Source organism: Alcaligenes pakistanensis (assembly GCF_014652815.1).
Classification (GTDB): Bacteria; Pseudomonadota; Gammaproteobacteria; order Burkholderiales; family Burkholderiaceae_B; genus Alcaligenes; species Alcaligenes pakistanensis.
On sequence record NZ_BMZN01000001.1, the window covers coordinates 376,315 to 390,433 of the forward strand.

Below are 14,119 nucleotides of genomic sequence, written 5' to 3' on the forward strand. Positions count from 1 at the left end.
ACTCAACCAACACTTGCCTGTATTGCCCGTTGCCATCCCCATGGTGGCTGCGGCCCTGATGGTGATGCTGCGCGACAAGCGCCGTCACTACAAACTGTTTATTGCCTTCAGTTCTTTATTAGCTCAGCTGTTTTGCGCTGTCTATTTACTCTTGCTGGCTGATGGCACGCTAGCCCCCATCTGGCCCCAGTCTGTCGGTGTGTATTTGCTGGGTGACTGGCCTGCTCCCTTTGGGATTGTGCTGGTCGTAGACCGGCTGGCGGCTTTCCTGCTGGTGCTGACCAATGTGCTGGCATTTTGCTGCTGGTTCTATTCACTGGCCCGCTGGGACCGCGTAGGGGTGCATTTCCACTCCTTGTTCCAACTGCTCTTGATGGGTCTGAACGGCGCCTTCCTGACGGGCGACCTCTTTAACCTATTTGTGTTCTTCGAAGTGTTGCTGGCCGCCTCTTATGGCCTGATGTTGCACGGCTCGGGCGCTGCTCGCGTCAGCGCGGGACTGCACTATATTGCCGTCAACCTGATCTCCTCGTTCTTACTGCTGATTGCCATTGCCCTGATTTATGGCGTCACTGGCACCTTGAACATGGCAGACCTGGCTTTGCGCGCTGGCTCCATGCCAGATTCGGATCGTCTGGTTTTTGAATCGGCCATGGCTATATTAGGCATCGCCTTTTTGATCAAAGCCGCCGCCTGGCCTTTGAACCTATGGCTACCCAATGCCTATGGCAATGCCAGCGCCCCCGTGGCGGCCATGTTTGCCATCATGACCAAAGTGGGCATTTACGCCCTCTTGCGTATCGGCTCTTTGCTGCTGCCCACCGGTGCACCCGCCGCCTTTGGCGTTGCCTGGATGTTCCCGGCAGGTATCGCCACCCTGGCCTTTGGGGCTATCGGTGTCATGGCCGCACAGCAGCCCGAACGTCTGGCCAGCTATTGCATTATTGTGTCCTCCGGCACCTTGCTCGCCGCCTTGGGCATGCCCGGCGTGATCCTGACTGGCCCTGCCCTGTACTACATGCTCAGCAGTGTGCTGGCCCTGGGTGCCTTTTTCCTGTTGCTGGAACTGGTCAGCCGCACCAAACCCTTTGGAGCCGACTTGCTGGCCGTCAGTCAGGAGGTTTTTGATCTGGACGACCCAGAATCCGAAGACCATAGCGATGATGTGGTGGGTGTCGCCATTCCCGGTGTCATGGTGTTTCTGGGCATGTCCTTTATTGCCTGCGCCTTGCTGATTGTGGGCTTGCCACCGCTATCCGGTTTCGTAGCCAAGCTGTCCTTGCTGACGGCGGCTCTGAAAGCCTCGGGCCAGTCACCCGAGCCACTGAACGCCTGGATTCTGACTGCTGCTGTGTTGATCTCCGGAGTGGCTGGCTTAATCGCCATGGTTCGGATGGGTATCCGCCTGTTCTGGAGCAATAGCTCGCTGACGATCCCGCGCCTGAAGTTGATTGAAGCGGCTCCTATTGCCGGCATCATCGTGGCCTGTGGCGTCTTGAGCTGGTACGCCGGCCCCATCACCACATACTTGGAACAAACCGCTCAACAGCTGGACGAGCCCCGTATCTACATTGGTTCCGTCTTGCGGCAAAACCCCATGCGCTCGGTTCAGGGAGAAGGATTCTGATGAGACGCTATACCAAACATCTATTCCTCCCCTTGCTGCTTTTAGGTCTGTGGCTACTTCTAAACGACTCCTTGTCGCCCGGCTATCTGGTCTTGGGTCTGTTTTTGGCCACCGCACTTAGCTTGGCCGCCATTCCCTTTCGTCCGGTCAAAGCCAGCATCCGCCACCCCTTTCTAGCCTTGAAGCTTATTGCTCAAGTCGCTTGGGATATTGTGCTATCCAATATTGCCGTAGGCCATTTAGTCCTGAAAGGCCCGCAAGCCCCCCGCCCTGGCTTTCTAGCCATTCCCCTGCGTCTGACAGACCCTCATGGTTTGGCGGCTTTGGCCTGCATCATCACCTACACCCCCGGTACCGTCTGGTCCGGCTTTGATTACGAAACCCGCATCCTGACCTTGCATATCCTGGATCTGCAAGATGAACAGCAGTGGTTAGACACCATTCAGAAGCGTTACGAGTCACCGCTACTGGAGATTTTCCAATGATAGACATTGTTTACTGGGCCTGTCAGTTTGCTCTGGGCTGTTTTGTGCTGGGCATGCTCTGCGCCGTCATCCGTCTGCTCAAAGGCCCTTCAGCAGCCGACCGCGTCTTGGCACTGGACACCATGTATATCAACGGCATGCTGGCCTTGCTAGCCCTGGGCATCCGTTTTGACTCCACCCTGTACTTTGATATTGCCCTGCTGATCGCCCTGTTTGGTTTTGTGGGTTCGGCCGCCATGGCAAAGTTCCTGTTGCGCGCCGAGGTAATTGAGCCATGAACACGCCTTTGCTTCCCTGGTGGCTGGCCGTCCCGGTTGCCCTCTTGCTGGTTCTCAGCGGCATTGTGTCCCTGGTGGGCTCGGCTGGATTGCTACGCTTCAAACACTTTTATTCCCGTATCCACGCGCCCACCATGGGCAATACACTGGGCACGTTCTTTATGGTGCTGGCCGTTGCCATCAGCGCCAGCCACCTGATGAGCCGTCCTATCCTGCACCCGCTCATCATCAGCGTGCTCCTGATTATTACCTCGCCCGTGACCGCTATCTTCCTGATGCGCGCGGCTATCAAACGCGAGCATCGCCAGCGCCTGGCCGAATACGGCCCAGACGAACCAGGCTACTTGGATATGCCTCACAAAGCGCCTTTTCCTAAAGAGCCCGCCGACTCCGGCCACACCCCTAAAGAGTAGGTAGCTTCCAGAGGGTTTAGCAAAGTTTTATTGCCCTCACTTACAATCCATCCACTTATACTAATAAGTGTTCGCTGCGTATCGGGCCTTGCTCCATACGCAGTCGCTTTTGGGGCTTTGCGGCCTGCTCATTGCTACTCGTGACAGTGTTCGCCAAGCCGGTGATTCCCTTAGCAAGTAAAGGAGTGAGATCGATGAGTTTATACACACGTCCATCACAAATTCTGAGCGCTGGCCTGCTCAGTCTGGGTTTACTGTCCTCTGCTGCCTGGGCTCAAACCCCCACCAAAGACTACAAACACGATATCCAGCACTGCGAGCAATTAACGGGCGAGCAACGTACCAGCTGCCGTCGTGAAGCCGGTGCCGCTTTGCAGGCAGAGCGCCATCACAATTTAGATAAGCGCGATAACAACCTGGATACCAACCGTCAGGCACGCTGCTATCGCCTGCCCGTGGATCGCCAGCAAGACTGCCTGAAATCGATGACTGGTCAGGACACAACCGTACGCGGTAGCGTAGAGGGCGGGGGTATCCTGCGCGAAACGACTACAGTGGTTCCTGTTCAGTAAACAAAGCTATTGTTAGTCCCATAGAAACAGCGCCCCGATAAGGGCGCTGTTTTTGTGTGCATCTAAACCCTTACTGCGTTTTCGTCAGGTCATCCCTATATGTTTCAGGACTGCGCTTTGTCGCCCACAAGGTAATAACAGCCAACAAAGCCGTCCTGCTGGCCGTCTACTTCGCTTTCTTCCTGCGGTCTATTTCCCACATCCTCGGCCTTGAACATGGCAGGCATCCAGCCTGTACCGTGATTGATAGCGTTCATGATAAAAACTCCTTGCGATTTACGAAATGCAGCAGCGAATAACGCGGCAAGGATTGTTGCCTGCCCGTGCCGCGTAAGGAATCAGGCTTTCAACTGGCGCATCCCCTCGGCCAGCAGCCACAGGGAACGGTTCAGGCGGATATCGGAATCAATGCCTTGCACCGCTCGGGTGCTTTGGCGGCGACCGTTGGCGCTGCGGCCACGCACGTCGCCTTTGATCAGGTTTTCTTGGACGCGGTTAAACGTCATCCACAGATCGGAGTGGCGGTCGTCATACCGGCGCGGCATCAGAATCTGGCTTTCCGTGATGGGCGCGGGCTTGTCGGGGTCGTCGTACTTCAAGGCCAGCGCGGCGCGGGCGAATATTTGGGCTTCACCTTCGTCCAGGGTGATGGCCTGCATGGCTTCGCGGGATTCCTGCGCCCGTTCAAAGCCGCTCAACACCTCGCAAGCGCCTTCAATGACCTGTCCGGTCACATCGCCTTTATGCGGAATCCGCACATCGGCCACGGTGTCGCCGCACACCAGGCCATTGGCGCAAACAAATCTGAACGCGCCCGCCAGCATCTGGTAGCTGCTCGTGCCATCGTGCGAATTGAGCAAAATAATTTCGTTGGCGATGCTGTCGTTCACCTGATTGGCGTGGCGCAGGCGAATCATGTGTTTGGTGTGTTCGCGGCGGTCTTGGTTACGCACGCGGGTTTGCGTCACCATAAAGGGCTGGAAACCCTCTTTCCGTAGTTCCGTCAGTACCGCCGCCGTGGGGATGTAGCTGTAGCGTTCTGAACGGCTTTGGTGTGGCGCGTCGGCATAGATGGACGGCACCACGGCCCTGATCTGGTCATCGGACAGCGGATAGTCGCTGCGAAGTACCGGGGAATGGGAAGCGAAACGGGATGCAAGCATGGTCTTTCTCCTGACAAAAGGGTTTGCTGTTCAAACCGCACACCGGATTCCAAGATTCGGAAGCCCAAGCCTTTGAGCTTTTGTTGTGCGGTTGGCACGAAGAACCCGGTTGGCCTCTTTGCCACCGTCTTTCCTTAGTTCATCGCCCGCGATGGTCAGGAGCCCACGGACGTGGGCCGTCAAGGAGAAAAGCGACAGGTTGGTGCGGCCCGCAGGCGCAGCCGAGGACACGGCCTGGCGCGCCTTGACGGCACGCGGCCACGGGCTACAGTCGCGGACAAGGTGATGAGGTCAGGAAAGACGTGGACCAAGCAACGGCCCGTCTTTGTGTGTCGCCCGCACGCAAGCGCAAGCGCGCAGGCCCGAAGCTAGGTAAGCCAGGCCGTAGGCGTCAGGGATATGCAAGGCGGGCGTTAGCCCGTCCCGTTAAGGGATGAGCGGGGTGCGAACCTGGAGCAGCGCGGTGCGCGACGCGCAGACGCCATGGGTTGATTACCCAATTAATTTCAAAAGCAACAACACCATTTTGTTTGTTTTTGATACATTCTTACATATTGATGGAGCCGCCAATAGCGAGAGATGTCCACAACTAGACATTCACTCTATGGCAGGATACGGCCAGGAGCAGCCGGTTGCCCGACGTGTGCGGACTCACAGAATGTGCACGAGAACAATTGGGCTGCCCGCCGATCGCTTATGCTTTCCCGTGCATCAACGCCACAATTCGCGGCCAGGTCGGTTCGTTCGACATAGAATGCTCACCAATAAATTAGACTCGGGAGGTCTCAATCAATTATGCGGATCAATTATCTTAGCCCCCGGGGTGTCCTGGAGGTTGAGCATGCCGCCTTGCGCGAACTCGAATCAAAGTTGCCCCGCGAGTGGGGGGCCTACGCAGCATTCCGGTTGCTCACGCGAGGCTCCAAACAACCGTTGGATATAGACCTGCTACTGCTGACGACCAATCGAATCCTGGTGATCGAGTTGAAAAACTGGTCTGGCGACATCGAATTTTCTTCCGGTCAGTGGTTCCATCGCGGCGACCCAATGCCCTCGCCGGTTGATACCACGGACAACAAAGCCCGCGCCTTGAGACACTTTATTAAGGAGAAGAACTCCTCCCTCAAGCTTCCCTTCATCGAGTCGCTGGTGGTGCTGTGCCATCCCAAGTGCCGCTTGATTAACTTCCCGGACGAGCAACTACGCTTCGTCGCTATGCTCCCTGATTTCGTGCATGCGGCGTCCGATGCAACACGCTACAGCAAGCGCTTCCCCGACATCCCGCCGACGTGGAAATATCGATCTTCAAACCCCCTGCCCCAGCGGCAGCAGTACAACACAATCTTTTCAACGTCCAATCCAATGGTGCTCAGACGTCGCACCGTGCTACATGGCTTTGAGCAGATCGACGACCAGGCTGACTACAACCATCCGCGCAAGATCTGGTCGGAGTTCCTCGCCGAGCACCAGGAGAGCCGAAGTTCAAAGGCACTGCTGCGAAAGTGGAACTTCGAAGAGCTCGCGGCCGGCGGTACCTCTACCGTCGAGCGCGAGACTATCGGCCTTCGCGAGCTGCGGTTGAACGAGATGTTGCGCGTCCAAGCGCCCGAGTTGCATGAAGACCTGTTAGAACCCATAGGCTCCGCAACGGCGGACGACATCACCACCAATTTTGTCGAGGCATATCGCCTTCCCACAGGCATCGAACGCCTCTCCGAACACCTGATTCGCAACAGCGGCATAAGTGAGCAAGATCGGCGCTCGCTGGCAAAGAGCATCTTGACCCGCTTTTCAAAACTGCACGTGCTCGGGATTGCTCATCGTGACATCACCAAACGCACGCTGTGGGTGCTTGAACCGTCCCGCGTGATCCTGTCTACGTTCGCCGCCGCGCGCATCCCCCAAGCCCAGACCGTAGGCGTTCATCGTATCGAGCTAGAGACCGGTTCTATCGAATTGCCCGAAGACGAAGACGTAACCGCACAGGCTCGCTCGGCTGACCCTTTTGTTCGCGACGTGTTCTTGCTTGGAGTACTGGTCTACGAAATGCTGGAAGGCTGTGAACTGGAACGTCTCAACAATGTGCCCGTCTACGACGACACGGTCACACTCAACGTCCCAGTGCTGGCACCCTGGTACGCCAATGCCATGAACCTGGATCCTGAGTCGCGCTACTGCAATGCTTCTGAGGCGCTCGACGCCTTGAACGCCTGCTTGGCTATCGATGCTGGACCGGACATCTGCGCCGAAGACTTCGATGGCTACGAGACCGAGGCCAGCCCGATGACCCTCATGTCCAAACACGTAATCTCGTCTAAGGCTACAAAGATAGTTTACGAGTCAGAGCTGAACGGTGACCGCGTATTGGTGAAGTGCTGGCCACAGCTCAAGTACGACCCGAAGTATCTAGCGCGCAATCTGCGATTACTCGCCTTCCTACAACAAGCGAGAGCCATGCGGCAGTCAGGGTTCGACGCAGCCCCCGAAGTGGTGGATTTTGGTCTAAGCAATTTCGGCCTAATGCTGGTCACGCGATGGGCGGAGGGTCAGACACTCACCGAATGGTTGACAACCAACCCAGAGGGAAGGCACCGCGCGCTCGTCGCACACGCCCTGCTCAATGCCGTGCAACGCCTCCACATCTTGGGACTTTCCCACGGCGATGTGAAGGCGGATAACATCATCGTGCAGCAGATGGCGGAGGAGGAGTTGCCGCAAGTGGTTCTGGTGGATATCCCGGATCTGAGCGCCGATGGCGACGAAGGGATCACGATCGGCACGGTGCCACCAGCTCTTGAGAGTGCATCCCCGCTGCACCGTGACGCATTTGCCGTGTGTACACTTGTCCTGACGCTGTTGCCCGAGGAGTTAGCGAATTCACGAAACGACGTGACGCGGGCCATTGAACTGGTGGACGCCCTGCCGCCGCTGGACATGCTTGCCGAGACGTTGCAGGACGAACTTCACCCGAAACAACGCTCGATCCCGACGTTTAAGACCGCCCTAAAACGCCGGGGCCGTGATAGCCCCCCGTCCCTAGACCTAGTTTCCAACAATGGCGAGTACTCGGTACGTGCGACCCGACATGCCGAGACTGGGCACATGCGATTCAACATCGTCGGGATGCGGCAGGAGCTCTACATCAAGTACGACCCGGAAGAGGACGCCGTGCTTGACGCTGCAATAAAGGAAATCGACCACATCGATTTCGTCAACGCCTACCGACGCAAGACATTCTCGGTGAACGCCGAAATTCATGTCACCTTTGCGGACGAGGCTGACTGTGCGGCGCTAGCCGGCTTGCTGTATCAGCTCTACAGTGCAAACGCCCTGGATGGGCCAGAAGGGGACGAAGCGGTCATATCCCCCAGTGCCGACCCCTACGCCCGCCAACCCGAGAGAACGTCTATGCAACGGGTATCGGCAACAGCACTCTGGACCGCGTTGTCCGATACCGATGAGATGAACGTTACGAAGATCACGGTGCGACAAGGGGCGAAGCGATTCTCACAAGAAAGCGACGAATGGACCATCCTCTTCGACTGCGAGAGCGGCGTACTCGACTTCTCGGAAGACGAAGGCATTGAACTATTGGAGCGCGGAGTGGACGCCACCGATGGCAGCGACCGCTGGTTCACTGTCGGCTGGGTCTTACCCGACATCGGACGCGATGTGATGCGAGTGCGTGCCAAAAGCATGCGTTTCTCACCGAAGACAGGCGATGTTCTGCACGTGCGCGGCACGTTCGAAAAGGTGGCTTCCGAACGACGGGTGGCAGCGATGAAGCGGGTGCTAGCGGGCGGTGGCCTCATCCCTTCGCTGGTTGACTACTTCGATCCAGACACCAAACGGATGCCGAAGCATGACATCGAGCTCGACCTGGGTAACCTCGGCGAATACGACCTGAACGCCTCCCAGGAAGAGGCTCTGCGGGCAGCCCTGTCCTATGGCCCTATTTCGCTGCTGCAGGGACCACCCGGGACAGGAAAAACCAAGTTCATTGCGTCGTTCGCCCACCTACTACTATCGCGAGGGCAAGCCCACAACATTTTGCTGGTCAGTCAATCACATGAGGCCGTGAACAATGTCATGGACAAGGTAGCTGGTTCGCTGCGCGCGACGAATATGGATGTGCCCATGGTGCGTGTCGGCTTACAGTCGATGGTGTCGCCCGGACTCCGTAACGTCCAGGAGGATTCGCTGCGCCAGCGCTATCGCGAGAGCTTTGATTCAGAGATAAAGGATCGCACGCGAGCGGTGGGCATCGCCATGGGGCTTCCAGAAGGTTACGTACGCGCCGCGACAGAACTCCACACTACGCTCGGCCCGTTGCTCCAAAACATCGACCGTCTTACACTCATGATCGACGAGAGCAATGGCGAGGAGGCGTCGGCCAAAGAGCATCTTCGCCGGCTCAGCCAGGTATTCGTCGAGGTCGCGGAGCGCCAGTTCGGCATCCATGTACCAGCTTCCGATAACGCCACCAACCTCCGCGATCTTCTGGACTCCGAACTGAAGGCCTTAGCTCAGCAGCACGGCTCGCCGAGCCCGGCTAAGTGCGCTCGCTTTGAGCAGATCGCTCGCTTATCAACGGAGTTCTCCCAGGTACTGCGCAACCCGCGCTCCAACTATACTGCCTTCCTCGCGCGCACCTCCAGCGTTGTGGCGGGTACTTGCGTGGGCGTTGGCAAGCGGGCACTCGGCATCACGGAAGTTCCCTACGACTGGGTCATCGTCGACGAGGCGGCGCGAGCATCGCCGATGGAACTCGTCGTCGCAATGCAGGCGGGCAAGCGCGTGTTACTAGTGGGCGATCACCTACAACTTCCGCCGTCGTATCCCCGCGCTGTTGAGGACCAAGCGTCGTCCTTGCTGGGAATATCGCGTAAGGACTTCCTGCGGATGAACAACTTCCAGCGCGCATTCTCATCGACATACGGCCAGTTGGTGGGACGGACATTGCGTGTACAGTACCGCATGGCCGAGCACATCAACCAGCTCGTGTCGCACTGCTTCTACGCTGACGCACTTGAGGTCGGACGCGCACCTCCGGGCGAGGAATACGAGAGACTGCCACCATTCCTCGCCTCTCAGATTGTGTGGGTTGACACCCAGGATCAGGGGCGCAATTCCTTTCACCGCGCGGCCGGCACACACGATGGTGCGCTCGTGAACGAGCAGGAAGCCTCGGCCGTTGTGGAAGTGGTTCGAGCTATCCTAACGTCCACAGAATTTTTGGAGCAAGTCCTGGCGCAGGACGGTGACCATGAGCCCATCATAGGAATCATCGCGATGTACTCCGCTCAACGTGACTTGATCCGGAATAAGCTCGAGCAAGCCGAATGGGCGGCTGGGCTTCGCGACCACTTTTCCGTGGGCACAGTGGACAGCTACCAAGGAAAGGAGAACCGCATCATCGTGCTCTCGGTAGTGCGTAACGACACCAGCGAGCATATTGGTTTTTTGAACGACCCGGAGCGCATCAACGTGGCTATGTCCCGATCAAAGGACCGGCTGGTGATCGTCAGTTCATCAGCCATGTGGCGATCTCGGACGGCCACTCCAATGCAACGCGTGCTCACTGAGGTCGAGCGCCTAGCGGAGCAACAATTAGCCCTGTTCGTACCGTCCAAAGAACTGAAGCGGAGCTTGTCCAATGCGTGAGCGTTTCAATACCGTCGCAGTAGCGATCCCGGCGCAGCTTTTCAACGTGCGCTGTCATGTCTCCATCGACCGCCAGGTTCCTGTCATGACGGACTTCGCGGTGCGCTTGCTGCACCTGAGTGGTCCTCTGGAGGTCAGCGCACTACGGGAGTACTTTGGCCTCTCCGCAAGCGAATTACGGAATCTGCTTGAACTCCTACGAGAAGAAGGCCTCATTGGCGAAGCCAACGGTCGCATCTCGCTGACCTCCTATGCCGAATCGCGCTTCGCGGCGTCGTCAGACGGACTGCCGCGCTTCACAAGGATCGCTGAGCGGCAAAGCCGCCCCGTCTTCGAACTGTTGAGCTACACGCCACTACCCAAGGCACTATCGAGCAACTACTGGGACAACACCCTTGAGCTGCAGTGGAACACGGACGACCCCACGGCAGGCAAGACTATAGATAAGGCAGAGGCGGCGTTTCACAAGCACTTCCTCGACATCGAACGCTTCGAGCTGGAAGACGTTAACCGACGGGCTTACGCTTGCTACAAAGTGGACGAGATCCGCGCGGGTCGACCATTCAGTGTCCCTCTTCCCGTGCACTTTGAAGTAGACGTCGAGGGCAACGTCGAGTTCGAGATCGACGCGCAACTCGAACTCCTTCCCGAGTCACTGCGCTCTCAAGTTCGAACCCTGACCGCCGATCGGATCGCGGCCCTCTCAACCAGAACCAACCATCTGCGAGCCTTCATCGAATTCTTCGACGATGAGCTGCTCGCGCGGTACCTGCTAACACCATCGGCAAACGGCGGTAGGACCGCATTGATTAATCCCGACGGACGGATCGGCCTGCGCAAGGATCACGCAATCGACTTTAGACGATACGTCCACGACGTGCATGGTCAGGCTAACGGCGAAGTATACGATGCCGGCAAAAGCCAAGCGCTTCTTGGCGCCCTCTACATGCCCAAATGTCAGTCGCGGCTTTTCAACGGACTGCGTAGAGCACTCGCTGCTCTCAAGAAGACGAAGACGGTGAACGCCGATCTTCCAGAGGCCATCTTCTGGGTGATACCGGACTCCGATCTATGGGGGCGCACGAGCTTGGTGCGGGATATCATCAACAGCATCCAAACTGCGCTTAAGGAGGGCCTAGGCATACCTCTGGAAGTCATCGCCATTGCGCCCTGCAGCCAGGACGAGAATAGGGATCGACTCTTCAAGCGCGCACGCCTTCTGCTCGACGCAGGCTTCAGCCGCGTATTTCTGGGTCCATACCAACCTAAGCAGGAATGCTTTGAGGTCTTACTGATTCCTGGCATCTTCGGCGGGGCGACGTACCAATGGGTGGTGCCAAGCGCCGACCGGTATAACGTGCCATTGGGGTTTGTGACCCAGTCCGAAGCGAAGCTGCAGAAGATGGTGGAATTTACTCGGACTGTCTTGGCGTCATCGCTCTACGGCTCAGGTCGGGGAAACGGCAACACTCCCGAAGAGCGCAAGTTCTGGCTCGACGACGCAGACGTGAGTGATTTCTCATTCCTTGACCGCTATGTCACCGCGCCACGACTCTCCACTGGCTAACCCGCCGGCAAGTGCAAGCCGCCGCTTGAACATTTTGTCCAGCAAGGCCGGCGCGGCCACTACCGATCGCAGTTAAGCGCTGACAGCTTCTCAAAACTCTACATACCTAAGGAAAAAGACGGCTTCAAGTTCAATTTGCATACACAACGTTTCCTGGTCAATCGCTGGAACACGGAGACTGGCGCTCGGGTACGCGATAAAGTACTCGCGGGACTCAAAAACTCAGTCGAGGTTAGGGCCATACTTGATCCATATGTTTTAGACCACGAAGACAACAAGGAACCCTACGGCTATCCAATCTATCCACCTGACGCGATGGTCGAAAGCGAGTTTTGGGTACTGACACACGATGATCTACGCGGAATTAAGTTCTACAACGAAGACATGTCGAATACGCCATCTTTTGAAAAGAAAACGTTGAACTATGCCTCGTTCTACAACTGCAATCTTGCCGGATCGAACCTTGAAATGACAGACCTGTCGTATACAAGGTTTGAAAAATGCAACCTCACAAGTACGGTTTTCTCCGCTTCCGGTGGCTTCTGCACCCAAATCACAGACTGTGTGGCTATCAATGCATGTTTCTGGCATTCAGGCTTTCGTGAATGCGATTTTTCAGGCACTGACTTTCGCGGAGCGTACTTCGAAAGTGTACTGATCGAGAATTTGAAGGTTAACTACCGAACTCAATTCGACCTTGATCCTTCGCGGCAATGGGAATCTCGCACAATGCCCGCTGATCAGTTACCAGATTTTCTGCGCAGCATCAGACTGGCATATGAACGCGCAGAACTTTGGTCTCATGTGGATAAATACGTCTACCGTGAAAAGACCGCTCAAAGAAAGCACATTCTCTGGCCCTATCTCAAATTGCAGCGTTCCGCTCCTGAGTTCTTCATATGGGCGGGTAGCCTAACATCCGGGCTTCTATCTGGCTATGCAACGAAGCCGGTTCGTGTATTGCTATGGGGAATGCTTCTCGCCCTTGGTTTTTCAGGTTTATATCTTTGGCTTGGCACACCCGGCACTCATGAGTCGATTTGGGCCGCTTACCTAGAGTCGGTCTACCTGTCATTGACGACGTTCGCGACGCTTGGATTTGGCGATGTTGCATACAGTGCAGACAAACCTTGGCTTCGACTATTGAGCACAGCAGAGGCCTTGGTAGGTGCCATATGAATTTCGCTTTTCGTGGTCATTTTAGCAAAGAAGGTATTTCGATAACCGGCCCGCCAACGAACGCCTGAACCAAGTCGCAATGATGCATCGCCTACCCAGGACGGCGCTCGTCTAAAGTACGTCCGTCTATCTCGGACAGCATAAAGGCAAGCCCGCAGGCTTGCCGATAATGGCTTAGAAAAGCCCCCTCTCCGCCATCGACAGCACCGTGGACCCAGCCACGATGAAGTGATCCAGCAACCGGACATCGACCAACGCCAGCGCCTGCTTCAGATGCTTGGTCAGCGCAATATCCGCTGGGCTGGCTTCGGCCAACCCGCTTGGGTGATTGTGCACCAGGAAAACTGAGAGCGCGTTTCGATGCAGCGCAATTTTCACGATCTCCCGCGGATAAACCGACGCCTGATTGATCGTGCCGCGAAACGGCTCCAGATAGTCAATCAGCCGATGCTGGCTATCCAGCAGAATCAGCCCACATACCTCGTGCTCCAGCGCCGCGTTCAACCGCAATCGTAGAAAGTCTTTGACAAGCCTGGGCTGGGACAGATCCTGTCCATGCAGTTCATCGACATTGACCAGTTCACGCGCCACCGTCAGGATCTCCTTGCGGCTGGCCGCACGTACCGCGCCATCAGCCTCACGCACCAGCAACGCGCCGGCATTCAAATTATCGGAATCAAGGGAAAGAGAATATTGCTGCATAACTGCCTCCGGTTCAGAACTCAGGCGGAATTGCCTGGAACCGAAGGGGTCACGCCGCAGCGCCAGCCGTCACAGGGTCGCAGACGGCCAACGGCCGCAAGCGCACGAGTGCGCGCCGCCCTTGACGGCCAGACCGGCGTGAAACACTAGGAGGAAAGCAAGGCCGCCCCTCCCCCAACAGCAAACAGTCTCGGGGTTATGCAAGTGCCGACCGGCACGCGACAGGCGTCAGGGATGTGCAAGGCGGGTATGGCCCGGTCCCGTTAAGGGATGAGCAGACACACGAACCTGGAGCAGCGCGGCCCGGGCGAGCCGGGCGACGCAAACCGGCCAACTCAATTCTTCCTCAGGCAAAGCGACAGATTTTTGGGGTCCGCTATCAGTGAAAGAAAAAACAACCGACGGCTTCTACGTATAGCCCCATCCATTGAATCCATCCAAAATGGTGCTATGGATGATGAAACGACTA

At 56.8% G+C, this 14,119-nt stretch carries 11 protein-coding genes; 8 read left to right on the plus strand and 3 right to left on the minus strand.

The genetic code is table 11. The features are described from left to right. Positions 1-40 precede the first annotated feature (40 nt). From IE156_RS01725 to IE156_RS01745, 5 genes are all read left to right on the plus strand, one after another. Positions 41-1,627, plus strand: coding sequence for a monovalent cation/H+ antiporter subunit D (locus tag IE156_RS01725; protein WP_229841006.1), 1,587 nt, complete (start codon positions 41-43; stop codon positions 1,625-1,627). Next, positions 1,627-2,112, plus strand: coding sequence for a Na+/H+ antiporter subunit E (locus IE156_RS01730; RefSeq protein WP_189390765.1), 486 nt, complete (start codon positions 1,627-1,629; stop codon positions 2,110-2,112). The genes IE156_RS01725 and IE156_RS01730 overlap by 1 nt, the downstream gene beginning before the upstream one ends. Continuing rightward, the gene (locus tag IE156_RS01735; RefSeq protein ID WP_189390766.1) at positions 2,109-2,390 is read left to right on the plus strand and encodes a K+/H+ antiporter subunit F; all 282 of its coding nucleotides are present in this window, start codon (positions 2,109-2,111) and stop codon (positions 2,388-2,390) included. The genes IE156_RS01730 and IE156_RS01735 overlap by 4 nt, the downstream gene beginning before the upstream one ends. Then, positions 2,387-2,803 (plus strand): monovalent cation/H(+) antiporter subunit G, encoded by a 417-nt coding sequence (mnhG, locus tag IE156_RS01740; protein WP_189390767.1) that lies wholly within the window; start codon positions 2,387-2,389, stop codon positions 2,801-2,803. The genes IE156_RS01735 and mnhG overlap by 4 nt, the downstream gene beginning before the upstream one ends. 194 nt (positions 2,804-2,997) lie before the next feature. Further along, a complete protein-coding gene (locus IE156_RS01745) occupies positions 2,998-3,375 on the plus strand; it encodes a hypothetical protein (protein WP_189390768.1) in 378 nt (125 codons plus the stop codon). A gap of 104 nt (positions 3,376-3,479) precedes the next feature. Here IE156_RS01745 and IE156_RS01750 read toward each other — a convergent pair whose 3' ends face one another. Together IE156_RS01750 and IE156_RS01755 are read right to left on the minus strand one after the other, a co-directional pair. Next, the gene (locus tag IE156_RS01750; RefSeq protein ID WP_189390769.1) at positions 3,480-3,632 is read right to left on the minus strand and encodes a hypothetical protein; all 153 of its coding nucleotides are present in this window, start codon (positions 3,630-3,632) and stop codon (positions 3,480-3,482) included. 81 nt (positions 3,633-3,713) lie between these two features. Beyond that, entirely contained in the window at positions 3,714-4,538 is an 825-nt protein-coding gene (locus IE156_RS01755; protein WP_189390770.1) for a DUF932 domain-containing protein, read from the minus strand. A 795-nt stretch (positions 4,539-5,333) separates the two neighbouring features. Here IE156_RS01755 and IE156_RS01760 point away from each other — a divergent pair. From IE156_RS01760 to IE156_RS01770, 3 genes are all read left to right on the plus strand, one after another. Further along, entirely contained in the window at positions 5,334-10,202 is a 4,869-nt protein-coding gene (locus tag IE156_RS01760; RefSeq protein WP_189390771.1) for an AAA domain-containing protein, read from the plus strand. Then, on the plus strand, positions 10,195-11,769 hold the full coding sequence (locus IE156_RS01765) for a hypothetical protein (protein ID WP_189390772.1): 1,575 nt from the start codon (positions 10,195-10,197) through the stop codon (positions 11,767-11,769). The genes IE156_RS01760 and IE156_RS01765 overlap by 8 nt, the downstream gene beginning before the upstream one ends. A 135-nt stretch (positions 11,770-11,904) precedes the next feature. Beyond that, positions 11,905-12,948 carry a pentapeptide repeat-containing protein gene (locus IE156_RS01770; RefSeq protein ID WP_229840872.1) on the plus strand — a complete coding sequence of 348 codons (1,044 nt, stop codon included), beginning with the start codon at positions 11,905-11,907 and terminating at the stop codon, positions 12,946-12,948. A gap of 174 nt (positions 12,949-13,122) precedes the next feature. Here IE156_RS01770 and IE156_RS01775 read toward each other — a convergent pair whose 3' ends face one another. After that, positions 13,123-13,650 (minus strand): JAB domain-containing protein, encoded by a 528-nt coding sequence (locus IE156_RS01775; RefSeq protein ID WP_189390773.1) that lies wholly within the window; start codon positions 13,648-13,650, stop codon positions 13,123-13,125. Positions 13,651-14,119: the final 469 nt, after the last annotated feature.

Bases quoted from the DNA above. Each gene is read 5' to 3' on its own strand.
- IE156_RS01725 (WP_229841006.1), top strand. From the start codon at position 41: ATGGTGGCTGCGGCCCTGATGGTGATGCTGCGCGACAAGCGCCGTCAC.
- IE156_RS01730 (WP_189390765.1), top strand. From the start codon at position 1,627: ATGAGACGCTATACCAAACATCTATTCCTCCCCTTGCTGCTTTTAGGT.
- IE156_RS01735 (WP_189390766.1), top strand. From the start codon at position 2,109: ATGATAGACATTGTTTACTGGGCCTGTCAGTTTGCTCTGGGCTGTTTT.
- mnhG (WP_189390767.1), top strand. From the start codon at position 2,387: ATGAACACGCCTTTGCTTCCCTGGTGGCTGGCCGTCCCGGTTGCCCTC.
- IE156_RS01745 (WP_189390768.1), top strand. From the start codon at position 2,998: ATGAGTTTATACACACGTCCATCACAAATTCTGAGCGCTGGCCTGCTC.
- IE156_RS01750 (WP_189390769.1), bottom strand. From the start codon at position 3,632: ATGAACGCTATCAATCACGGTACAGGCTGGATGCCTGCCATGTTCAAG.
- IE156_RS01755 (WP_189390770.1), bottom strand. From the start codon at position 4,538: ATGCTTGCATCCCGTTTCGCTTCCCATTCCCCGGTACTTCGCAGCGAC.
- IE156_RS01760 (WP_189390771.1), top strand. From the start codon at position 5,334: ATGCGGATCAATTATCTTAGCCCCCGGGGTGTCCTGGAGGTTGAGCAT.
- IE156_RS01765 (WP_189390772.1), top strand. From the start codon at position 10,195: ATGCGTGAGCGTTTCAATACCGTCGCAGTAGCGATCCCGGCGCAGCTT.
- IE156_RS01775 (WP_189390773.1), bottom strand. From the start codon at position 13,650: ATGCAGCAATATTCTCTTTCCCTTGATTCCGATAATTTGAATGCCGGC.